A 22,768-nucleotide genomic window follows, 5' to 3' on the forward strand; every position below is an offset into this window, starting at 1 on the left:
CGGCCCCAGTAAACCGGGGCCGGGAAGGATTACAACGACTGGTGGCGGGTTTCTTTCATCAGCAACAGAGCGATCAGCGTCAGGCTCGCCATCGCTGCCAGGTACAGGCCAACATAGAACAGCCCATAATTGTTTGCCAACCAGGTGGCAATGTACGGGGCGACAGAGGCACCCAGAATCGAGGCCACGTTATACGAGAAAGAAGCCCCGGTATAACGTACTTCGGTCGGGAATAATTCCGGCAGCAGTGCGCCCATCGGGCCGAAGGTCAGGCCCATGATGCTCAGGCCGCACAGCAGGAAGGCCATCACCAACACCTGATTGCCAGAACCCAGCATGCTTGGGAACACGAAGGCAAAGGCGATCATCAGCAGGGTGATCACAATCATGGTCTTGCGACGGCCAAAGGCATCCGCCAGCAAACCGGCGATCGGCACCATCACGCCAAAACCGATGACCGCAACCATCAGCATCCACAGGAAGCTATTGCGCGAATAGCCCAGCCCCAGTGGTTCCGCCGCCGTACCGTAAGTCATGGAATAGACGGTCATCAGGTAGAACAGCGTATAGGTGGCCAGCATGATAAAGGTGCCGAGGATAGTGGCCTTCATATGCTTGCTCAGCAGCGTGCCGAGCGGAATTTTCACCTGTTTACCCGCTTTTGCCACTTTGGCAAAAATCGGGGTTTCATGCAGAGAAACGCGCACGTACAGGCCAACTAACACCAGCGCGGCAGACAGAATAAACGGCACGCGCCAGCCCCAGGTCATGAATTGCTGGTCGGTCAGCAGCCAGGAGAGCAGCAGGAAAGTGCCGTTGGCGAAGAAGAAACCGATGGGCGCGCCCAACTGAGGGAAAGAGCCGTACAACGCGCGTTTATGTGCTGGCGCATTCTCGGTGGCTAACAGGGCAGCACCACCCCATTCTCCCCCTAACCCCAGCCCTTGGCCAAAACGCGCCAGCGCCAGCAGGATCGGCGCAAAGATGCCGATGGTTTCATAGGTTGGCAGCAGGCCGATCAGCACGGTAGAGATCCCCATGGTCAGCAAGGAGGCAACCAGCGTGACTTTGCGCCCGACCCGGTCACCGAAGTGGCCAAAGACGGCAGAGCCGATCGGCCGGGCAATAAAGGCGATCGCGAAGGTAGCCAGCGATTGCAGCGTTGCCGCAGCAGGATCGCCCTGCGGGAAGAAGATATGCGGGAAGACGATGACTGCGGCGGTGGCGTAAATATAGAAATCGAAGAACTCAATGGCGGTACCGACCAGCGAGGCGACAATGACTTTTCCCCGGGAGTTAACCGGTGTGGATGCCTCTTCGGCGTCCACAGTTGTTGCGATGGAAGCTTGCATAGTTGTTTCTTATATTTTGGATTTATAAAAACCCATTTTAGTCACAGCAAAATGCCATTTTCAATGGCGTAACTTTGTGCAATTCGGTAAATGACCTGTTAAAAAGACTAATGATTTAATAAGTGGCTTTTATTTGGTTTTAAACACCGTTGAATAATGAATGTGCAGGTATAACGGCTGTGAAATGAGAAAAGAAAAGTTGTAGGCTAGTAGGTTATGCTGGTTTTTGTTGTGCGACCGGTTTGTTATCGAAGCTATATACTGCTTTTTACCGTATTTATCAGGATAAAAAGCCAGTCATAACTATACGGCTGGCATGAACGGTCAGGATTCACTTCACCTGCGGCAGGGTCTTATCCTCTTGGTACTGGGCTGTGGCGATCCAGGCGGCGCAAAACAGCGTCAGGCGGGCAAAGAAGTAGAAGAATGCCATCAGCCCAATCACGGAGCCAAAGGCTGCGCCGGAAGGGGATCTCGCTACCTGCGGCAGCGTCATGGTCATCACAAACTTAATCACCTCAAAGCCGATTGCGGCAAGCAACGTACCGCGCAGCAAGGCCTTTTTCTTCGGCTTGTGGCGCGGCAGCATCCAGAAGATCCACAGAAACAGCAGATAATTGGCAAAGATCGAAATGGAGAGCGCAATCAGCGTCATCGCTGGTCGTAGCCATTCGATGCCGTCTAACCCTAGGGCATGCACAATGGCGGCCTGGGCGGAGCCAGCGATCGAAGTCAGCGAGAGCGTCACGATCAGCGCCACCAGCAGGCCGATCAGGGAAATAAAGTCGCGGGTGTAGCGGAAGTAAATTTTCTCCTGATCCTGCGGGTTACGTTCCCAGACATCGCGCGACTGGGCGCGGATCGCTTCACGCAAATTGCCCATCCAACTGATACCGGAATACAGCGCCAGCGCCAAACCGGTGAGGCCGACGGTGGTGCGCTGCTGGATCGCGGTATTCACGGTGTTCTTCAGCGTGCTGGCGAGCGTCGGATCGCTGATGCTGTTGACGATTTTGCCGATCAGTTCAGCCAGCAAATCCGGGTTGGAAGCCAGCACAAAACCCACGGCGGCGAACGAGACCATCAGGATTGGAATCAGCGAAAGAAAGGAGAAATAGGTAATAGCAGCGCCAAACTGGCTGCCCATGCGATCGTTAAAACGTTCGACGGCGCGCAGCAGATGGGCAACGCTGGGCCAGGTTTTAACACGCTCGACTAAACGGGAAAAACCAGAGAGGGTTTTATTCTGCGGCTGATGGGTTTTTTTATCCGATCCTGTAAGCATTACGTCACGATTCCTTAGCGATAAACACGGCAACTTCTTTCAAGCCGCAGAGGTTGTCACGTTGATTATACCAAAATGAGCCCAGAATGTAGCCGTTATACCCGCGTTGTACCATTCACTACACATATTCTTTCTGCCGCATACCTTCAATTTTTATCTATTGCCCCCCTCAAGAAGGCGTTTACTCATTCATAGGGCGCAGCGTGTTTAGCTTTTCTGCGCCTGTAACTGTAGCAGCCGTAGGGGCTGGAACGGTTTTATCTCCCATCAATAGAAAAAATGGAAGGTCATATGAAATTATTCAATCACCCAAACTGTCGTCCGTTTCTTGAAGCGGGCAATCTGTCACAACTCTCTGCTTACTACGAGGAAGAGCGGCACATCATGTGGATGATGCTACGCGCTGAACCACGTCCTTGCTTCAATCATGCTCTGATTGAAGACATCATGACGCTGGCACAGGCGGCAAAAGAATCGTCGCTGCAGTTTGACTTTTGGGTAACCGGTTCGCTGGTTCCCAACATGTTTAACGTGGGGGGCGATTTGAACTTTTTTGCCGAGGCGATAAAAAACCGCAAACGTGAATCAATGATGGCTTATGCACGCGCCTGTATTGACTGCGTTCACGCCGCTGCTCGTGGTTTTGACACCGGAGCTATCAGTATCGCTATGGTAGAGGGCAGTGCGCTGGGAGGCGGTTTTGAAGCAGCACTGGCGCATCACTTTGTGCTGGCCCAGAACAATGCACGCATGGGCTTTCCGGAAATTGCCTTCAACTTGTTCCCTGGGATGGGAGGATATTCGCTGGTGGCGCGTAAGTCAGGCATGAAGCTGGCGGAAGAGCTGATCTGGACCGGTGAATCCCACACGGCTGAATGGTTTGAAAGCCGTGGATTGGTGGACCATCTGTTCCAGCCAGAAGATGGCTATATGGCGACCCGTACCTTCATCGATACCATTCGGCCCAAGCTGAACGGTATGCGCGCCATGTTGCGTGCCCGCCAACGGGTATTGCAACTGACGCGCTCGGAGCTGATGGATATTACCGAGGACTGGGTACAGGCGGCCTTTACCATTGAGGAGAAAGATATTGCCTACATTGAACGACTGGTGATGTTGCAGGATCGTCATGCGCAGAACCTGCTGCGTGCTGGGTAATTAACGCTAGCCCGCATCATCTTGCTGATGGTGCGGGCTATATGATTTCAGCCATTGCTCCAGCTGTTCTGGGAGCATGGGTTGTGCAAACAGAAAGCCCTGCTTTTCGTCAACCCCGACGCAGTCCAGAAACTGGTTTTCGCTTTCCGTTTCAACACCTTCGGCAATCACCCGGAACTTCAGCGCCTCGGCCGTGGCGACGATCGCACGTATCAATGATTGCGACACCGGAGCGAGATTCACCCCACGCACAAAGCTTTTATCCAGCTTGATGGCATCGAGCGGAATACGCGCCAACTGCGCCAGTGAAGAGTAACCGGTACCGAAATCGTCCAGGTGAACCTGTGCACCCAGCGATCGCAACCGGCTGATCACCTCGTGCACCCGGCTTTCATCTTCAATCAGGCTGCTTTCCGTTAATTCGAAATCCAGCGTACAGGGAGCGAGCTGGTTTTCTTTCAGCGCGTTGATGAAATCGTCAACAATGCTATCGTCCACCAGCTGCCGGGGCGAGAGATTGACCGCAACCCGCAGATTCAGCCCCTGCTGCTGCCATTTTGCCGCCTGTTTGGCCGCGGTTTGCAACACCCAGCGGCCAAGCGGGGCGATCAGCCCAGACTCTTCGGCATAGGAGATAAACTGCATCGGCGGGATCAGCCCGCGCTCCGGTGAGTCCCAGCGAACCAGAGCCTCTACGCTGCGTGCGACACCGCTGCGCCTGTCGATCTTCGGCTGGTAATACACCACGAGCTGGTTCTGCTCCAGCCCTTTGCGCAGGTTGGTGTCCAGCCACATATATTCGGCGACGCGCCGGTTCATTTCCGGCGAGAACACGGTAAAGGTGCGTTTGCCATTTTCTTTGGCGACATACATGGCGGTATCCGCGCTGCGGATCAGATCATCGAGATCCTTGCCGTGTTCTGGGCACAGAGCAATGCCGATCGAACAACCGGTATAGACCTCAATCAGGCCGATGCGGAACGGTATTTTCAGGCGATCGATAATGCGCTGTGATAATTCCTGCAGTGTGGGGATGTCGGCCTGACGCACCATAACCAGAAACTCATCGCCCCCCAACCGGGCCAGCATTTCGCTCTGCTTAAGGCAGCCGAGAATAGCTCGTGAAACTTCGACCAGCAAACGGTCGCCAAACATATGCCCATAGGCATCATTTACTTTCTTGAAGTTGTCGAGATCGAGATACACCAGCCCGACGCTGTGGTCACCGCGCTCGTTAATCGCCTGGCTGACGTGATCTTGGATAGCGTTACGGTTCGGCAGACCGGTAATGGTATCGGTATTGGCCAGCACCCGCAGGCGTTCCTGAGCGCGGCGCTCTTCGGTAATATCGGTGCCGGAACAGATCAGGAAAACCTCTTTCTTGCCACTGCCGCTGTGTACGAACTTATTGCGGAACAGGAATAAACGTTCGCCCTTAACCGTTTTTATCCAACGTTCCACCTCGTAAGAGGAGCCGTTACGGAAGAAACCGGCAATATTACGGCGTGAGGCGCTGGCTTCTGCCGGGCTCATAAACATCTGAAAGACGTTTTTGCCGATCACATCCTGCTCTTGCAGGCCGGTGTACTCTTCACTCAAACGGTTAAAGCGCTGAATGCGGCCATGCTGGTCAACAATCACGATCACGGAGTTGGCTTCTGACACCACCTGTTCGGCAAACGACAGGCCGTGCACCAGATCGCGAGCAACCGCCTGAGTATCGGTGTAGGCGGAGGCTGTGCCCGCCCATTCGTGTTTATTGACCCGGCGGCCGACCAGATGCAGGTGAATGGGCTGGCCACCCAGTTGAATAGTGATATCCAGACTGGCGGTGATCCCGCTCAGGCGGCGGATTTTTGCCGCCTGCATATCGCTGAGTGCTACGGCAATATGTGTTTTACCTTTAATCGCAGTCAGTTCCAGAGCATTGCTGTCAAACGCTAGATGCCAATAGGGGCTGCTGGTGCCAAAATGGGCGCTAAGTAGCATCGGGCCTTGGTCTGCGAGCATTATTATTCCTCAAAAAGCAGAGCAATCGGGCGTTTTTGATGGGTAAACGGCTAACTTCAGGCCCGGTAATGCGGGCATTCCCATCAACTAAAACGCCTTTGCGAGTCATTTGGGTGGCAGTGGAACAATTATAGAGGTAATTTTCGCTTTGATAGGTCACTTTTGCCTGAGTGACGTCTGCAATAGAGTGTAAAAGAGAACCGCAGACTGCGCGAAAATCTATTTCTATCCACCTTGTTGAACCTGGGGTGCTGCCGAGGTGGTTAAATTATGCCAACCGCTGTTGCAGGCAGAAATAAATCGGAACCTCTTTCTGGTGCAACGCAAATTTCCATATCACTGACACCTTCTCCATAATTTATTCATAATTGATGCATAAAGCTATTTAAGGTTTTAAAAAGTTTACACTCCATCGCATTACTCTATGTTTATCAGCCTACTATTATTTCCGACGACACGATGAGCCTGTTAACGTACAGCGCTCCTGATGAAGAGTAATTTTAAGGAAATAATCATGCGTAAACTAACGGCTTTATTTGTTGCTTCTACTTTGGCTCTGGGTTCAGCTTCTGCGGCATTTGCTGCTGATACCGCGGCCACACCTGCCACGGGTGCCGCACCAATGAAAATGATGCATCACAATGGCCCAGGTAAAGGTGGCCCGTTTGCCGGTTTGAATCTGACTGAACAACAGCGCCAGCAGATGCGTGACATTATGAAGGAGTCGCACCAGAATCGTGGCCCGGGGGCGAAAGATGAGCGTCAGGCGCTGCATAACCTGGTTGCTTCAGACAGCTTTGATGAAGCTAAAGCCAAGACGCAAATTGATGCGATCGGTAAAGCGCAATCTGAGCGGATGCTGGAGCGCGCCAAAGCGGAAAATAAAATGTATAACCTGCTGACTCCAGAGCAGAAAAAGCAATACAATGAGAACTATCAGAAACGCGAGCAGAAGATGATGGAGCATATGAATAAAATGAAGGATCAGCAACCTGCCGCGAAGTAATTAAGAGTTCACCCTATACTCGTCATACTTCAAGTTGCATGCGCGTTGGCTGTGCTCGTTCACCCCAGTCACATAGTTATCTATGCTCCTGGGGATTCTCTCCCTTGCTGCCTTCCTACAACTCGAATTATTTAGAGTATATATAAAAAGGCCGGATTAATTATCCAGCCTTTTTTATTTAGCTTTCCATTAAAAATGGATTTCCCTGGTGAGGAATGCGAATTATCATTATTCAGCCACAGGCGAAATGGCATGAAATTGTTCGACAATCACGTGAGCAAACAGCGGATCGTTGATGTGATAGGGCGTTTTAATCAATCGGCGTTTGTCGGTTTGTTCCAGCGTCTGCTCCAGTGAATGGGCAAAGGCACTCAGCGCGGCCGGATCCCAGAAAGGTTGCCCCGGGGCATCCAGCGCCGAAACACCGCCTGTTGGTAGCACGAAGCGTATATCACCCTCACAAGCATTCAGCTTTTCACCTATCCAACGGCCCATGTGGGTATTTTCTTCCACCGTTGTGCGCATCAACGTCACCTGGGTATTGTGATTGTAGAAATGCCGATCGACATAGCGCGCCGGGATGGTTTTCGGATGGCCGAAGTTGATCATATCCAGCGCGCCGCAGGACATCACACAAGGGATGCCGGTACGGGCAATGGCGCCAAAACGATCTTCATTGCAGGCTAAAACACCGTCGAACAGGTAATCACAGACTTCAGTGGTGGTCAGATCCAACACGGCGTTGAGCAAATGGCTGTCGATCAGTTTTTCCATTGCCCGGCCGCCGCTGCCGGTGGCATGAAATACCAGGCAATCCCAGTCGGCTTCGATCGCATGGGTAACGGCTTTGATGCAGGGTGTGGTGACGCCAAACATGGTCAAACCGGTTGCAGGCTTGCTGTCGGCATCATCATCCACATGAAAACGTATCGCCCCGGCAATCTGATTCGCGGCATTGCTTAATACTTTGCGTGAAATCCGATTCAGCCCAGCGATGTCGGTGACCGAATACAGCATGGCGATATCGCTGGCCCCGACATAGCCGGAAACATCGCCCGCCGCCATACTGGAAACCATTAATTTGGGCAGACCAATCGGCAATTGCTGCATGGCCGGTGTTATGATTGCGGTTCCGCCAGATCCACCCAAACCGAGCAGGGCGGCGACATCGTTGCGTGTCAGCATGAAACGCTCGAAGGCGATCGCCATCGCAGCAATGGCCAAGCCACGGCTACGGCAAAAAACGGCCTGTGCACCTTCGGGATGATAACTGGCAATTTCCGTAGCAGAAACGTCGACCTGATAAGGCGAAGGCGCTCCTGAAGTGGAAAGATCAAGGGTCAGTGGGGGTAAACCGAGATTGGCGATCAGATTGCGGACATACTCCAACTCTTGTCCTTTGGTATCTGCTGTGGTAGCAATATAGACAAAAGCCGGGGTGTTTCTCATCGTCTGTTCCTGAAAAAGGTTCGGACAAATGTCCGAACAGTTTGTTTATAAAGATAATTATTATTTTAAGTTTGGAACCCTGGTGTTGGACAATAAGATACAGCAGATTATTTTGTAGACATAATGAGACTGTCGTATCATTTATGCAAGTGTTAATTAGCTGATAATGTGACGCTCGTCTCATTGTCGGCTATTTTAGCTTGGTTTTTGTGCTGGTGGACCAGGATCCTACCGGTTACGTTCTATCGTATTTGCTCCGGGGTTGGATGATACGAGGAAGTTCGAGGTTGACGTGCCAATAACCGCATTCCCCGCACCGCGGGATGAATCTCTGACGCATACCAGGGCCAAAACCCGTCATTTGCTGCTGAGCAGCGCAATGGAACTCTATGATGGCGGCGTTTTCCCCTCAATCACTGAACTGGCTGCCCATGCGCAGGTTTCCCGTGCTACCGCCTATCGCTACTTTCCCACTCAGAGTGCGTTGATCGCTGCCGTGGTGACGGAAAGCCTGGGGCCCATTCTTGAATGGCAACCGCAGGATAACGATGCGCTGAAGCGTATTCAGCAGTTGCTGGCGTTTGCTTATCCGCAGATGGAACGGCATGAGGGGGCGTTGCGTGCGGCGTTACAACTGTCGTTGCAGCAGTGGGCCCATGCCGTACCGGGTGAAAAGTTTGTGCGTGGCAACCGTAAGCGCTTGCTGAAGCTGGCGGTAGAACCCTTACAGGATAAACTGCCATCCGAAGCCCTACAGCGTGTGATCCATGCCTTCTCGCTGATTTATGGCTCGGAAGTTTTTCTGGTGCTGAAAGATATTTGGGGTTTAGAACTCGACGGTATTCAGAATGTGACCCAATGGATGGCGAAAGCCATCATTCGTCAGGCCGAAGAAGATGCGATAAGCGGTGGCAAATAGCCAGCACTACCCGCCTGCGCGATGGCCGAACACGCAATACTTTTCTCTCTAGCTCACCGTTAATCTGCTCAAAATAAAAAAACCGGAACCCTTGCGGGGCCCGGTTTAACAATGGGTAAAACGGCTAGCACGATGGCTAAACTACACACGGCTTGCAGAACATCCTGATGCATACATCCATTTTCAGGAACTGCGACCGGTTCAAAATTTCCCTGGTGTCGTTATGGTTATTATGAACAGATAGGTCTAGTATCGTTTTTATAATATGTTGTTTCTCATACCATGTTTGACTATAAAAGATGGCATGTCAAGCAAGCTTTTGGTTTAAGATTGCATAATATGTGAGTTTTCGATAACGTTTCAACATAGAAAGCATCAAAGCGACTGATAAATCAGTAAAAAAGATCGAAGGATAAAATGTATAACAATCATCAAAAATTCGATTCGCAGTCGATTGCAGGCAAGGTCAGGGAACTCTTTCTACACCATGGGATCGGCAAGCGTCAGCAGGCAAAGGAACTCAGCCGTATTCTGGATCTGAGTTTTTCTCATGCTCATCGTAAGCTAAAAGGGCAGAGCCCGTGGACGCTGGAGCAAATTAATCGGGTGGCCGTGGCGCTGGGAGAAAATCTGGCGGCTATTGTTGATATCCTCCCCGAAAACGACGTGTTGGCACAAACTATGGTGCAGGATGCTATCTTTTCGGTTGCGGGGGTCGAACTTCCTTGTATCGGCCACATCGGTGACGAACTCGCCGGGGGCCGTTTGGCGGAATTTGTTGCCTTGCAGCAGGAAGGGCAATGGACTATCTACCGTGCCGATGAGGCGCCTGCGGGGCAGCGTTTCTGCGTAGAACTGATAGAGATCCGCCCAGGCAGCGTTGACGATGAGCGCCTGAGTATTGCGGTATTGGATGATGCCCATCAGGCGGCTGACGAATTGACCAAGTATCTTAATGCTCAGGGTTTTAGCGCCGTTGCTTTCTACGACGTTGCCAGTCTCTGTCAGGCGCTGCACAAAAGCCCGTTCGATGGCTACGTAGTGGATTGGCTGATTGGGCAGGAAACGGCACAACAGTGCATCGAAACCATTCGCAGCTCAGACCACCCTGACGCGCCGGTATTGGTATTGACCGGGCAACTGGGGACCGATCTGCGCGAATCTGAAATTGCCAGAGCGATGCGTGATTACGACGTGCTTGGCCCTTATGAAAAACCGGTGCGGCTTCATGTGATCGAAGCCGCACTGCAACGCTGTTTTAATCTTTAGTGGCAAACAAGGCTGCCAATGAGGTGGACAGCGTGCCCATGCGCACGGGCTTCATCAGATAGTCATCAAACATGGCGCGCTGCTCGGTGGCAAGTAATTCGGGCGCGTAGGCGCTGATACCGATAATTGGAATGTTGCGGTTCGGGCCACGCTGGCTGCGCAACTGTTTTGCCACCGTACTCCCGTCAATCCCAGGCATTTGCAGATCGAGCAGCAGCGCGTCATAAGGGCGTCGCAGCAGTTTTTGCAGTGCCCGTTCCGATGAATCGCACAATTCATACTGATACCCCAGTTTGTCGAGCAAGGTGATAAACGCATGACCAGCGGCCGGGTTATCATCCACCACCAGAATCTGTTGTTCTTTTTTCAACGACGAGGCTTCGAGCTGCGGGCTTGCTGTGGGCAGCTCTTCCGTACTGATTTCAACAGGAATGCTGACGACAAAGGTGCTGCCTTTTTTCACTTCGCTGGAAACCTTGATCGTTCCCTTAAGCAGCTCGACCAAGCCGTGGACGATCGCCAGCCCCATGCCAATGCCGCTGTATCGACGCGTATGTGACTGATCCAGCTGGGTGAATGGCTGGAAAATCTGTGGTAACACCGCCTGTTCAATGCCGATCCCGGTATCTGTCACTTCGACAATCAGCGCAACGCCATTGGGTTGGTGACGCAGGCAACTGCGTAAGGTGATCGTGCCGTGCTCGGTGTATTTAAAGGCGTTGGTCAGCAGATTGATGAGAATTTGCCGGATGCGCAGCGGATCGGAATCAATCAGCGGTGTGTTGGGCTCCAACTCGCAGATTAATTTGATGTGTTTCTTGTGCGACAGCAGGCTAACCTCGTCGGCCGTTTCTTCAATCAGTTTTCGTGGGTTAAACGGCACGATGCGTAGCTCCATCATGCCGCTTTCCAGATGGGCATAATCGGTTAAATCTTTCATCTGGCTTTCAATTTGCTGTGCAGCGCTCTCCAACCGCTGGAACGTATCCCCATGCTCAGCCGAGAATTTAGTATTCACCAGTACGTCAATGGCGGACATAATGCTTTGCAAAGAAGTCCGTAGTTCGTGGCCGATGGCGCCTAAGAAGGCATTTTTAGTGCGGGTGGCCTTTTCTGCTTCAATGGCCAGCGCCTGTTGCTGAATGGTCAGGCGTTGCTGGCGCAAAACCAGCAACGTGATCACGATCAGGGCGATGACTGAAAATATGATCATGACCAGCCCAGAGAAAATAATGCGGCGTTTCTCAATAAAATCTTCGTAAGCATCGCTGCGTTGTTTCACTTCCGCATGATCTGTCAGGTTGGCCATCTCAATGGATAACGGTTTGAGTCGGGCTAAGGTTTGCGAAATCTGCGGAAAGTTAACGTTTGGATGGCTAATCAGCGCATCAAGATTATCCATCTGCTGGCGTATTTCTGTAATGACCTGTGGATAACCGGGTTCGCGATACAAAGGCTGCGTAGATTCTGAAACGGTTTCAAGGACATAAAAGCGCGAGTACAGGATCTCGAATTTCAGTCTCAACTCTTCAGCGTTATGTTGGCTAGCACTTTTCTGGTGCTCAATAAAGGTGTCAAACTCGGCAAGCTTGATGGCAAATTTGGCGATCGACCACGAGTAGTTTTCCTGAGTGCCAGCAATCGCATACAGCCCTTTCTGGGAGAGGATTGCGCTGTAAGAATACAGCGTTACCGCAGAGGCGACTAGAAACAGGGCAGCAAAGATGGCCGGAATAGCCAACTTGTGGCGATTTTTAAATGGCATCAGCGTCATTTGATATCTATCCGAGTGATTTGCCAGATAAAGCGCGAGTTATACAGCGGGGAATTCAATTCCTTTCCGCCGCTGTCGCGAGGGTAAACGAGAAATAAGGGGCCAAAATTCCTTATTTTCAGCAGGGTTCCTCCCATCTTATAAGCCAGGATCATGCGATATTTTTCGACATCAGTAATGGGGATAGTGATGGAGTAATCATTTAAGGCGTAAAACGTCATCGTGGTCCCTTTGGAGCCTACCGTGGTCAATAATTCAGCCAGCGCGACGCCTTCAAATTTTTCCAGTGGAGTCCATGATGTGCTGGTGGTAATCGTGTGTACCGGCATGGAAAATAACTGCTTATCGGTAAAAATATAGCTGTGATTTTTTTCATCAGTGAAGTGGCTGATATTCCCTGTTATTTCCAGCGTAAAACTTAATGCGGAGGATTGGCCGATCGCCAAGGCAACTAATGCCAACGTGATAATTCTGAGCAAATGGGTGAACATCAGTGTATCCCAATCATCATCGGTAAAGATTTTAGAGTTACGAATTTATCAGGCCGCCGCGTTACAGAGAACACCCAATTTACCGTTCAGGGCGCTATGCAGCGCCATCATGCGTCAATATTGCGTTCTTGCAACCCCGTAGAGAAGAAACGTGACGCCGGTCAGCTTTTTTGACGGGCAAAAAATGAGCTTTGAATCAGCCAGTATTTGGCCTTGATGGTGGCCGCTCCGGCATTGTTTGATAGGGGGGTTAAGTAAACCAGGGGTCCAGATTATGACATCTCACTTTAAAAACGAAATACAGACATTCGGACGCTCCCTATTATTGCCTATTGCCGTTTTAGCACCAGTAGGGATGTTAATGGGGATCTGTAGCGCGCTGGGTCAGGCGTATATGATCGACAAACTGCCGTTTCTGGGAAATGCCTATTGCAAGGCGATACTCTCTTCAATGGGGTTAATCAGCAGCGTGGTATTCCAGAATATCCCATTACTGTTTGCCATGGGGGTTGCCTATGGGATGTCGAAGAAAGAAAAAGGCATTGCGATTTTCGCCTCGGTTATCGCTTATTTAACGCTCTTGATCTCAATGCATGTGCATCTGAAATTAATGGATCAGTTGATTACGGATAATATGGCGCTGGTCGGGCAGGGCATGGTGCTGGGAATACACACGCTGAAAATAGAGGCGCTGGGAGGCATTATTGCCGGTCTGCTGGCTGCCAAGGTGACCGACAGATTCTATCGGCTGCAACTGCCATTGGCATTTGCTTTCTTCAGCGGTAAAAAGTCGGTCGCCATCCTGTCAATCGCCTTTACTATTCCGATCGGCCTGCTGCTGCCCTTTGTCTGGGATCTGTTTACCTACGGGATGAGGAGTATTTCCACCGTCATGATGGCACCGAATATCGGTGCCGGGATCTACATGACTTTGAACCGTTTGCTGATCCCGTTTGGTTTACACCACGTATTGAGTTCGACGGTGCGCTTTACCGAGGCGGGCGGCACCTATCTGATCGACGGGCAAACCTACGTCGGCATTCTGCCCGCGATGAATAAAATCCTGTTTGAACTGGGGCCAAATCATCCGGCATGGAATGAGCTTATGCCGACGCTGTCGAGCTACCTGGCCTCATCACAAATGTTGACTACCTTGTTCCGCGTACCGGCGATCGGCCTGGCGATGTACCACATGGCTTATTTGAAAAACAAGAAGTTTGCCAAGGGGATGATCCTCACCGTGGTACTGACCGCATTCCTCGGCAATATTACCGAGCCACTTGAGTTCTCTTTCCTGTTTATTGCGCCGAAGCTGTTCATTATCTATGCGATATTGTGTGGCCTGTTAACCATTCCTTTGCAAATATTGGAAGTCTCGATTGGCTATATTCGCGGCACGATCTTTGACTTCGGTATCTTTGGGCTGATGTATGAGAATACCCACTGGGTGAACCTGATTCTTTTAGGGATGGTGAACTTTGTGGTGTTCTATTTCTTCTTCCGTTACGCCATTGGCAAGTTCGACATTAAAACGCCGGGCCGTGAAAATGAAATGGCGGACAGCGCTCTGTTGAATAACAAAGAGTACGACAAAGTGGCGCAGCTGGTGGTGGAAGGTTTGGGCGGTAAGAGCAATATCAAGCGGGTGGAAAACTGTGTATCACGGCTGCGTATCGATCTTGGCGATCAGAAGCTGCTGAATATGGATCTGCTGAAAGAAGCCGGATCCTTGGGGACCTTTATTCCCTCCAACAACCATATTCACGTCGTCTTTGGGCCACACGTCGAGTTTGTCCGCAATGCGGTAGACGATCAACTTGCTGGCATTACGCAACCTTAAGAGGAAACAGCATGCGCGCACTCTATGACTCTAAAAGTAAAACCATCGACCATCAGGGCATGAAAGATCTGTTCACCCACGAAGCCAGGGTGCAGTCATGGCTTGACGTGGAAGGCGCACTGGCGCTGGCGCAGGCCAAGGTTGGCATGATCCCTGCCGCTGCGGCTGAAAATATTGCCGCCAACTGCCGCTTGGAGCGGATCGATCTCGCCGAGGTTGATCGCTTGCTGCGCCAGATTGGTCACGGCTTTGTGCCGGTGATCAAGGTGTTGGTCAAAGCCTGTGATGCAGAAAGCGGTAAGTATGTGCATTACGGCGTGACGACGCAGAATATTCAGCAAACGGCCCATTTGCTGATCGTAAAAAAATTCCACCGCAAGCTGATGCAGTTCGTGGATGACACGCTGGTCAATCTGGCGCGCCTGGCGAAAACGCATCAACACACCCTGATGGCAGGGCGCACTCACGGTAAACACGCTTTGCCCATCACCTATGGCTATAAGGTTTCGGTGTGGATTTATGAGCTCTTGGCGGCGGTGGAGCGCATGCAAGAGGCGGAAAAACGGGTGTTTACCGTAATGATGGGCGGTGCGGTGGGGGCGTTTCACGCCACGGGTGAAGCGGGCAGAACGGTGCAGGATCTGGTTGCCGAGCAGCTCGGCATGTACTCGATGCTGGTGCCTTCGCGCAATGCTCGGGTGTTCCGCGCCGAGTACATCACCAATCTGTGCCTGCTGGCGACGACCCTGCATAAAATCGCTGAAGAAGTTTATCAGACCTCCAGCGAAGAGTTTGGCGAGGTATCGGAAGCGTTCACCAAGGGCACGGTGGGCAGCAGCACCATGCCGCAGAAGGTCAACCCCAAGCTGGCCAAAGGCATTATTGCCAACGCGCAGAAGCTGTATTCGGTACTGACGGCGGCGCTGTACGTCTGCCCACGGCCGTTTGAGGCCGACAGCTCCGCCTACTTTATCTTTGATGCCAGCCTGCAAGAAAGTATTGAGCTGATGGCTGAAATCATCCTGCGCGCCGAAGAACTGACGCGCACGCTGGTGATTAACCCTGAACGGATGCATGACAACGTGATGCTGACGCACGGGCTGATTAACAGTGAAAAAATCATGATGAAACTGGTGGATAAGCTGGGCAAGGATCCGGCTCACGAGCTGGTTTACCACATGGCGATGCGCAGCACCCACGAGCATCTCGAATACAGTGAGATATTGAGCAACGATCCGCTGATGGCGGAAAACTTCACCGCCGATGAGATTGCGGAGCTGCTGGATCCCGCCAGCTATACCGGTTTGTGCGCCGTGTTGGCGAATGAACTGGCCGAGCAAGTGCTGGCCCGGAATAACCAACGTTATGATTAATAAAGGCCATTGCAGCAGCTAACTTCTGAAAGTTGTAAAAAAATATGTTGATACTTATCAATGTGTGACAGATTGAAAAGAGGGCAAACTAGCGCTGCTCAATTGGCACAAAGAATATGTCTATAAGCATCATTAAAAGGAATATCAGCATGAAATTGATTTCAAAGATATTTTTTTACCGGGCTTACCAGGAACATAACAGAACCCAAAGGGAAAAAGTCACACCCAATAAATCCCTGATTGCCTTGGCGATTAGTGCAGCCATGTTGCCGATGGCAGGTTCGGCCATTGCCGCCTATGCAGAGCCTGGCCAGATTGGCGATAAAGCCAGCTGGGAAACCGAAGAGTACGGCAAAGATTGGGGTTTGGCCGCGATGAAAGCCTCCGGTGCCTATGCGCTGGGGTTCTCCGGGCAAGGGGTTAAGGTTGGCGTGATGGATTCCGGTGCGCTGCTTTTTATTCATCAGGATCTTAATAGCGATCGCTTCCACGCGGTTGAAGCGGCTGGCACCTACGGTTCTTCTGGCTTGCGTTATCCTCAGTCGGCGGTGGGTTCACAGGGCGAATATACCGAGGGCGAAGCCTTTGATCTTACCGGCCAATGGATAGCCGGGGTTAACGATGGGCACGGAACCCACGTCACCGGCACCGTTGGGGCTAATCGCGACGGTGAAGGGATGCACGGGGTTGCCTGGGGGGCTGATGTGTATGTCGGCAATACCGGCGGGACCGATGGCAATAACTATGGCCCGTTCCAGGATTATCAGTTCTTCTATACCGGTTGGAAAGCGCTGGTGGATTCCGGTGCCGAAGTGATTAATAACAGTTGGGGCACCAACATTCGTATTACTGACAACGGCTCAACCGGTAATGACGGCGGCAACACCGGCGTTCATCTGCCGGCAAATAATATGACCCAGTCGGAATATGAATATTTTTATTTCAACAAAACGTATGGCGCAAATCCCTCGTTTGTTGATGCCGCCTACGATGCAGTGAAGGGCACGACGGTGGTACAGATATTTACCACCGGCAACCGCGATTTCGCTAATCCATTCTATCGCGCACTTTACCCTTATTATCATCCTGAAGCCGAACAGCACTGGATTGCGGTTGCCGGGCTACAGCGGGTAACGGGTACCGACAAATACGCGCTGTCTTATACCTGGAATGAGGCTGGCGAGGCCAAGTGGTGGACCGTGGCGGCACCGGGAAGTGGCATTTACTCAACCACGGTGAATGCGACAACCGGTGCGGCTGGCTGGGGGAATTCATCCGGAACATCCATGTCTGCGCCGCACGTTGCCGGGGCCATGGGCGTTCTGCTCTCGCGTTATCAGGATATGAATGCGCTTCAGGTGCGCGATGTGCTGTTCACCACCGCCAGCCACCAGAACCCAGACGGCAGCACCTTGGATAACTGGACGGCGGCTGACGGCGTGCCTGATGTGCGTTACGGCTGGGGCGTGCCCGATCTGGATAAAGGCATGTATGGGCCTGGCCAGTTCCTCGGCAAATTTGAATACAACATTGCCAGTACGCCGCTTGATGTCTGGAGCAATAATATCAGCCAGCAAGCGCTGGATGCGCGTGAACAGGAAGATCTGGCCTGGCTCGAGAACTACCAAGCGCAGGGCATCGCGGCGGGCGGAGCCTATGAGTTAGGCAACAGCTTCGAGGTCAATGACGGTAACAGCGATCCGACGGATCACATCGTGAGCCTGGCGGATGCTGAACAGTGGCGACAAGACTATTACAGCCAGCGTGCTGCGGCTATTCAGGCCAGGATTGATGCCGATCTCTATACCGGTTCTCTGGTTAAGCTCGGCGCAGGTACGCTGATCATGACTGGCGATAATACCTATCAGGGCGGCACCCGCGTGGATCAGGGCGAACTGTATGGTTTCACGGAGTCATTTGGCAGCGGAACCGTGGCGGTCAACGGCGGTAAGTTCGGTGTTATCGCCCGCTATAACGATACCTTTACGCTGAAGGGTGAACTGGCCTCAACCGAAAGTCATAAGGCGAATATTGCCGTTAATGCGGGTGGGACTTATGTGGTCAGCACGGGTGAAAGCGTCAACGTAGGCGAGCTAACCTTTAATAACGGCTCGATGATTACGGTGGGCTCCACCAATAAAGACGTGTTCGAAGAGGTGTTTAATCATGGCACCGTGGTTAGCGGAACCGTCACGGCGGATAGGTTAACCGGGGCTGATAAAGCCATCGCCACACCTCAGTATGCGTTCTTCAAAACCGATGTCGATATCTCCGGCAATTCGCTCACTGCCAGCTTTGGCCGTAATAAGGACGTGACCTTTGCCTCTTATGCATCAAGCCACAATGGTCGGTCTATTGGTCAAGCGATTGAAGGCAGCGGTTCTGGTGCGCTGTTCGATAGCCTGTTAATGGCGTCTGGCGATGAGGTTCGTAATACTCATGATTCACTTGGCAATGATATGTACCTGAATACGCAAAATGCCAGCATTGTTAATTCAATGACTTTGTCGCGCGTGATTAAGGATCAGGCCGTTGGCGTGGGCGGTGGCCGCTATGTTGAAACCGCTGATGGTGCAGGCCGCCTTTGGGTTGCGCCGATCGGGAGCTGGTCCAAGGTGGATTACGGCCAATCCAGCATGGACGTCGATTTCTTTGCGGCTTTAATCGGTGGTGAAATTGATGCCAGCGCTAGCACCAAACTGGGCCTGTATTTCGGCGCGGGCAGCACCGATTTTAAAGGGAATAGGCAGAGTAGAATCGACAGCGATGATCTGCACTTTGGGGTGTACGGTGTTTCCAACCTCACCGATGTGGCTTCACTGAATTATGGTGCGATGCACACCCGGCAAAATCGTGATGCCAATCGTACTTTGCGGGTTGGCGATCAAGTGAGCAGAAATTCAGTTTCCCCGAATGTGGATATTACCCAGCTGTTTGCCGAAGCGGCCTATTCAGGATTGACGACGGACACTTATTCCATTGAGCCGTATGCCGGTTTCAGTTGGCTGCATATTAAATCCGATGGCTATGTTGAAACGGTTAACAATATGCAGTTTACCACCGACGTTGCTAACCAGGATCTACAGGTCACCACGCTTGGTGCCCGCGCTGCGCTGCCGTTTACCTTGGGTGAAATGAAGATGGCAGTGAAAGGCGATCTTTATGGCATGCACTTCTTTGGTGACACCACACCGGAAGCGACGATGCGCCTGGCCGATAGCGGAGTAGCTAAAATCCAAGGTGGCAAATTGTCTAATCTGGTTGGCGTAGGTTTGGGTATTGAAACCAAGCTCAACAACGCGGCTACGTTCGGCATCTCCTATACCGGCGCATATAATAGCGATGTCACCTCAAACGGTTTTTATGCCAAATTAAAAATCGACTTCTGACATTGATACGAAACGGAACGGCCAATATTCAGCGGCCGTTCCGTTTTAAATGAAAAAGTCGGGGTATTTCTGCTCTAACAGCGCACGCAGTTGCTGACGATCCAATCCTGCGGTTTCCTGAATAAACGCCTCTGCGGGGATCTTCTTTTTCGCACGAGAAAGCCCGTGCTTACCCAGCAGCGAGATATCATCGCGGGTCAGATAGAAATTCACCTTAATGTAATCTAACTGATAATACTTCAGATAGCTGGAGATTTTATTGGTGAAGGTAATCAGCAAATCAAAAGGGATCTGTTCCAGCGTGTGTAATTCATTGATATTGACGCAGCCGACAATCTCAATATGGAAGTGCGATTTCAGCACCTCTTTAAAATAACCGACCTTACTTTCCGACGAATTGGTAACGATAATCACGCGCTGTTTATATTCACTGTGGATGCGGTTTTGCAGTTCGTATTTTTTCAGGATCAACACCAGCGTCGACAGATGCACGTTCGAAAAGGTGGTGTGATAGTGCTGGGCGATGGGCGCAGTGGCTTCAGCCACGCCCTGATAGAGCAGGGCCTGCCGGGTCTGCACCTGATGCAGCTTTTTGTCGTCAAAATATAAATTGAACCGGCTTTGTACGATGGTCGCATAGATGAACTGATAAACCTCGGCAAAGAACGGCGACGCGTTGTGTATCTCTGCTCTCAACAGCGGGGAAATATAGTCACACAGACGCTTAACGAGCGTTATCAGCGTGGGATCGTAGACGTCGAACGGCCGCCAGGTAGAGGTCAGTGAGGAAATCAGCAGATCGAGAAAGCGATCTTCATGTTCACTGCCGAGCAGCGCAAAATCGCAGGACTGAATAAAGCTAAGGTTAGCGCTGCCAGTGATACCATGCCCGCGCCGCATCCGGTGCAGCGCAATGCTCATATACACCAGAAAGTATTTTTTGCTGTTGTAGCCCAGCGTAATCATGCGGCTGAGCCGTTGCTGATAAAGCTCGGCAGCGGCGCGAATTTCCTGCTGACACTCGCGTAAAAACTGTGTGGCAATGGAGCGATTAATCGGCTCATTGGCTTTGTGCGGTACCAGCAGGTGATCTTCGCCAATTTCCACCGTTTTGAGGATGGTCAGACAGACCGCGATGCGTAGCAGAATTTCGTCGCCGTCCAGCCGCGATCCCTGTTTGGGAATGGTAGTCACACTGAGGCGGTTGGCCTGTAAAAACGCCGACAGCGCCTGATTATCGTTTTTGAGCGTGGTAGGGCTGACGTTGAACTTGCGGTAGTATTCGCTTTTATTCACCACCTCCTGCAAACACATTGCCACGCTGAGATCCTTAATACGTTCCTCGGCGGTGGTGATATAGCGGTTAAACGGAATATGTTCCAGTAAGGCAATATATTCCCGATAGGTAATGGCCGTGACGATCGACTGCCCATCTAGGTGCAGGTGGTAGGCAGGTTCAAGCAGCTCGTTAATCTCTTTCATCGCTCGCTTGAGCGTCGAGGTAGTTTTGCCAAATCTGGACGTGACATCCTCGATTAATACCGGGCTGTGTTCCTGGATATATTTTAACAATGACAGGTCAAAGCTGTTCACTATGGCATCTCAACGTCGCGTCTGGAACCCTGTAGTTGAGAATATAGAAAAGCCGGGATCCTGTCTGTGAACTGCGTGGAGCATCTTCAGAAGTAAAAAGGCCAGATGCGCTTGCACCTGGCCTGGATAATGGCATTCGATAAAAGGCGACCTGTTAGCGCATGGTCACAAACTCTTCCGCTGCGGTTGGGTGGATCGCCACGGTGTTGTCGAAATCTTTCTTGGTCGCGCCCATTTTGATCGCCACGGCGAAACCTTGCAGGATCTCGTCCATGCCGAAGCCGATGCCGTGCAGGCCGACGATCTTCTCTTCTGCACCCACGCACACCAGCTTCATGCGGCACGGCTGGCGATGCTGGGTTACCGCGCTGTACATAGCGGTAAAGGCGGATTTGTAGACCTTCACGTTATCTTCGCCGAACTGCTCTTTCGCCTGCGGCTCGGTCAGGCCAATAGTGCCGATCGGTGGATGGCTGAATACCACGGTGGCGATATTGCTGTAATCCAGATGCTCGTCCGGCTTGTTGTTGAACAAGCGTTCAGACAGGCGACGGCCTGCGGCAACCGCCACCGGGGTCAGCTCAACCGCACCGGTGTTGTCGCCAACGGCATAGACGCCTTTCACGTTGGTGTTCTGGAATTTATCGACCTCGATGTAACCTTTGGCGTTGGTTTTCACCCCGGAAGCCGCCAGGTTCAGGCTGTCGGTGGCCGGTTCGCGGCCAATCGCCCACACCAGGCTGTCGACGATGAACTCTTTACCGTTCTCCAATTGCAGCGTCAGGCTGCCATCGGCGTTTTTAACGATGGCTTTTGGAATCGATTCGGTGTGCAGTTGCGGCCCTTCGGTGTTCATCACCTCAACCAGCGTTTCTACAATCATCGGATCAAAGCTGCGCAGCGGCGCATGTTTACGCACGAACAGATGGGTTTCCGCTCCCAGCGCGTTCATCACCCCGGCAATTTCCACCGCGATGTAACCTGCACCCACCACAGCGACGCGTTTCGGCATCGCGTCCAGCTCGAAGAAGCCGTCGGAATCGATGCCGTATTCTGCACCAGGAATCGTCGGGTGGCTCGGGCGGCCGCCGGTAGCGATCAGGATATGATCGGCAGTGATGGTTTCGCCATTAACTTCTACCGTGTGCGCGTCAACGAAACGGGCAAAACCTTTGATCACATCAACCTTGTTTTTACCCAGCACGTTGTCGTAGGAATTATGGATGCGGTCAATGTACGCGGTACGGTTAGCCACCAGCTTCTTCCAGTCAAACGCGTTGACGGTGGTATCAAAACCGTAGTCAGGGCCGTACTGATGGATAGCTTCGGCGATCTGTGCTGCATGCCACATGACCTTTTTCGGTACACAACCCACGTTAACGCAGGTGCCGCCCAGCTCTTTGGCTTCAATCAGTGCGCATTTCTGGCCATACATGGCCGCCCGGTTGATCGATGCGATACCGCCGCTGCCGCCGCCAATTGCTAGATAATCGTAATGTTTCGTCATCTGGGGTTTCCATGAGTTGTGTGATTCGAAGAGGTAGAGTTTAACGCCTGACGGGGGGTTGTCGCAAAGATTGCGTCAATGGCTGTGATAGGCAGAGGTTTGGGCTCCTGCCAGATGTAGAAGAAGTGACTCAACGCGGTGTTGCTGAACCAACGGTATCGTCAGGTTGTCACTGCCCCTGCCTGTGCGGATTAGGGGGAGCGTGGGCAGAATGATTCGAGTCATAAGACTAACCTAGAAAACCTAAGTAAAAGACTATAAAAGTGGTTTTTTTGAGCTTGAATTTGACTTTGACTTTCAGGTTAACTATATAAAAATGACCGAGGTAAAAAAATTACATTGAAAGTGGATGT

The 22,768-nt window shown here is 51.8% G+C and carries 15 protein-coding genes; 7 read left to right on the top strand and 8 right to left on the bottom strand.

Annotated features, from left to right (window positions below; genetic code table 11):
- Positions 1–29: 29 nt before the first annotated feature.
- Both AC2A1E_RS09875 and yhjD read right to left on the bottom strand, forming a co-directional pair.
- Positions 30–1,352 carry an MFS transporter gene (locus AC2A1E_RS09875; RefSeq protein WP_484383586.1) on the bottom strand — a complete coding sequence of 441 codons (1,323 nt, stop codon included), beginning with the start codon at positions 1,350–1,352 and terminating at the stop codon, positions 30–32.
- Between the two features lie 331 nt (positions 1,353–1,683).
- Entirely contained in the window at positions 1,684–2,637 is a 954-nt protein-coding gene (gene yhjD / locus AC2A1E_RS09880) for an inner membrane protein YhjD (protein WP_484383587.1), read from the bottom strand.
- Positions 2,638–2,928: 291 nt separating this feature from the next.
- Here yhjD and AC2A1E_RS09885 point away from each other — a divergent pair, with 291 nt between their 5' ends.
- Positions 2,929–3,795: a crotonase/enoyl-CoA hydratase family protein gene (locus AC2A1E_RS09885; RefSeq protein ID WP_459400496.1), complete on the top strand. Its 867-nt coding sequence runs from the start codon at positions 2,929–2,931 to the stop codon at positions 3,793–3,795.
- Positions 3,796–3,801: 6 nt separating this feature from the next.
- Here the strand turns inward: AC2A1E_RS09885 and pdeR are convergent, their stop codons facing one another.
- Entirely contained in the window at positions 3,802–5,805 is a 2,004-nt protein-coding gene (pdeR, locus tag AC2A1E_RS09890) for a cyclic di-GMP phosphodiesterase (RefSeq protein ID WP_484383588.1), read from the bottom strand.
- Positions 5,806–6,319: 514 nt separating this feature from the next.
- On the opposite strand from pdeR, the gene spy reads away from it, so the two are divergent.
- A complete protein-coding gene (spy, locus tag AC2A1E_RS09895) occupies positions 6,320–6,811 on the top strand; it encodes an ATP-independent periplasmic protein-refolding chaperone Spy (RefSeq protein WP_484383589.1) in 492 nt (163 codons plus the stop codon).
- A 228-nt stretch (positions 6,812–7,039) separates the two neighbouring features.
- Here the strand turns inward: spy and AC2A1E_RS09900 are convergent, their stop codons facing one another.
- On the bottom strand, positions 7,040–8,260 hold the full coding sequence (locus AC2A1E_RS09900; RefSeq protein ID WP_484383590.1) for a Tm-1-like ATP-binding domain-containing protein: 1,221 nt from the start codon (positions 8,258–8,260) through the stop codon (positions 7,040–7,042).
- Between the two features lie 379 nt (positions 8,261–8,639).
- On the opposite strand from AC2A1E_RS09900, the gene AC2A1E_RS09905 reads away from it, so the two are divergent.
- Both AC2A1E_RS09905 and AC2A1E_RS09910 read left to right on the top strand, forming a co-directional pair.
- On the top strand, positions 8,640–9,179 hold the full coding sequence (locus tag AC2A1E_RS09905) for a TetR/AcrR family transcriptional regulator (protein WP_484383663.1): 540 nt from the start codon (positions 8,640–8,642) through the stop codon (positions 9,177–9,179).
- A gap of 417 nt (positions 9,180–9,596) precedes the next feature.
- Entirely contained in the window at positions 9,597–10,448 is an 852-nt protein-coding gene (locus tag AC2A1E_RS09910) for a helix-turn-helix domain-containing protein (protein ID WP_484383591.1), read from the top strand.
- On the opposite strand, the gene AC2A1E_RS09915 is transcribed toward AC2A1E_RS09910, so the two are convergent.
- Both AC2A1E_RS09915 and AC2A1E_RS09920 read right to left on the bottom strand, forming a co-directional pair.
- Entirely contained in the window at positions 10,438–12,222 is a 1,785-nt protein-coding gene (locus AC2A1E_RS09915) for an ATP-binding response regulator (protein WP_484383592.1), read from the bottom strand. The genes AC2A1E_RS09910 and AC2A1E_RS09915 overlap by 11 nt on opposite strands.
- Positions 12,219–12,713, bottom strand: a complete 495-nt coding sequence (locus tag AC2A1E_RS09920) for a putative pterin-binding protein (RefSeq protein WP_484383593.1) — start codon at positions 12,711–12,713, stop codon at positions 12,219–12,221. The genes AC2A1E_RS09915 and AC2A1E_RS09920 overlap by 4 nt, the downstream gene beginning before the upstream one ends.
- Before the next feature lie 274 nt (positions 12,714–12,987).
- Here AC2A1E_RS09920 and AC2A1E_RS09925 point away from each other — a divergent pair, with 274 nt between their 5' ends.
- The 3 genes from AC2A1E_RS09925 (at position 12,988) to AC2A1E_RS09935 (ending at position 19,315) form a co-directional block, all read left to right on the top strand.
- Positions 12,988–14,553, top strand: a complete 1,566-nt coding sequence (locus AC2A1E_RS09925) for a PTS transporter subunit EIIC (RefSeq protein ID WP_484383594.1) — start codon at positions 12,988–12,990, stop codon at positions 14,551–14,553.
- A gap of 11 nt (positions 14,554–14,564) precedes the next feature.
- Positions 14,565–15,926, top strand: a complete 1,362-nt coding sequence (locus AC2A1E_RS09930; RefSeq protein ID WP_484383595.1) for a class-II fumarase/aspartase family protein — start codon at positions 14,565–14,567, stop codon at positions 15,924–15,926.
- 149 nt (positions 15,927–16,075) lie between these two features.
- Positions 16,076–19,315, top strand: a complete 3,240-nt coding sequence (locus AC2A1E_RS09935) for a S8 family serine peptidase (RefSeq protein ID WP_484383596.1) — start codon at positions 16,076–16,078, stop codon at positions 19,313–19,315.
- Between the two features lie 45 nt (positions 19,316–19,360).
- Here the strand turns inward: AC2A1E_RS09935 and AC2A1E_RS09940 are convergent, their stop codons facing one another.
- Together AC2A1E_RS09940 and gorA are read right to left on the bottom strand one after the other, a co-directional pair.
- Entirely contained in the window at positions 19,361–20,908 is a 1,548-nt protein-coding gene (locus tag AC2A1E_RS09940; RefSeq protein WP_484383597.1) for a BglG family transcription antiterminator, read from the bottom strand.
- Positions 20,909–21,062: 154 nt separating this feature from the next.
- On the bottom strand, positions 21,063–22,415 hold the full coding sequence (gene gorA, locus AC2A1E_RS09945; protein ID WP_484383598.1) for a glutathione-disulfide reductase: 1,353 nt from the start codon (positions 22,413–22,415) through the stop codon (positions 21,063–21,065).
- Positions 22,416–22,768 lie beyond the last annotated feature (353 nt).

The sequence above is a fragment of the Serratia sp. HNCC26DJ206 genome (assembly GCF_057180605.1).

Coding starts and splice junctions, on each gene's coding strand:
- AC2A1E_RS09875 (WP_484383586.1), bottom strand. CDS start 1,352: ATGCAAGCTTCCATCGCAACAACTGTGGACGCCGAAGAGGCATCCACA.
- yhjD (WP_484383587.1), bottom strand. CDS start 2,637: ATGCTTACAGGATCGGATAAAAAAACCCATCAGCCGCAGAATAAAACC.
- AC2A1E_RS09885 (WP_459400496.1), top strand. CDS start 2,929: ATGAAATTATTCAATCACCCAAACTGTCGTCCGTTTCTTGAAGCGGGC.
- pdeR (WP_484383588.1), bottom strand. CDS start 5,805: ATGCTCGCAGACCAAGGCCCGATGCTACTTAGCGCCCATTTTGGCACC.
- spy (WP_484383589.1), top strand. CDS start 6,320: ATGCGTAAACTAACGGCTTTATTTGTTGCTTCTACTTTGGCTCTGGGT.
- AC2A1E_RS09900 (WP_484383590.1), bottom strand. CDS start 8,260: ATGAGAAACACCCCGGCTTTTGTCTATATTGCTACCACAGCAGATACC.
- AC2A1E_RS09905 (WP_484383663.1), top strand. CDS start 8,640: ATGGAACTCTATGATGGCGGCGTTTTCCCCTCAATCACTGAACTGGCT.
- AC2A1E_RS09910 (WP_484383591.1), top strand. CDS start 9,597: ATGTATAACAATCATCAAAAATTCGATTCGCAGTCGATTGCAGGCAAG.
- AC2A1E_RS09915 (WP_484383592.1), bottom strand. CDS start 12,222: ATGACGCTGATGCCATTTAAAAATCGCCACAAGTTGGCTATTCCGGCC.
- AC2A1E_RS09920 (WP_484383593.1), bottom strand. CDS start 12,713: ATGTTCACCCATTTGCTCAGAATTATCACGTTGGCATTAGTTGCCTTG.
- AC2A1E_RS09925 (WP_484383594.1), top strand. CDS start 12,988: ATGACATCTCACTTTAAAAACGAAATACAGACATTCGGACGCTCCCTA.
- AC2A1E_RS09930 (WP_484383595.1), top strand. CDS start 14,565: ATGCGCGCACTCTATGACTCTAAAAGTAAAACCATCGACCATCAGGGC.
- AC2A1E_RS09935 (WP_484383596.1), top strand. CDS start 16,076: ATGAAATTGATTTCAAAGATATTTTTTTACCGGGCTTACCAGGAACAT.
- gorA (WP_484383598.1), bottom strand. CDS start 22,415: ATGACGAAACATTACGATTATCTAGCAATTGGCGGCGGCAGCGGCGGT.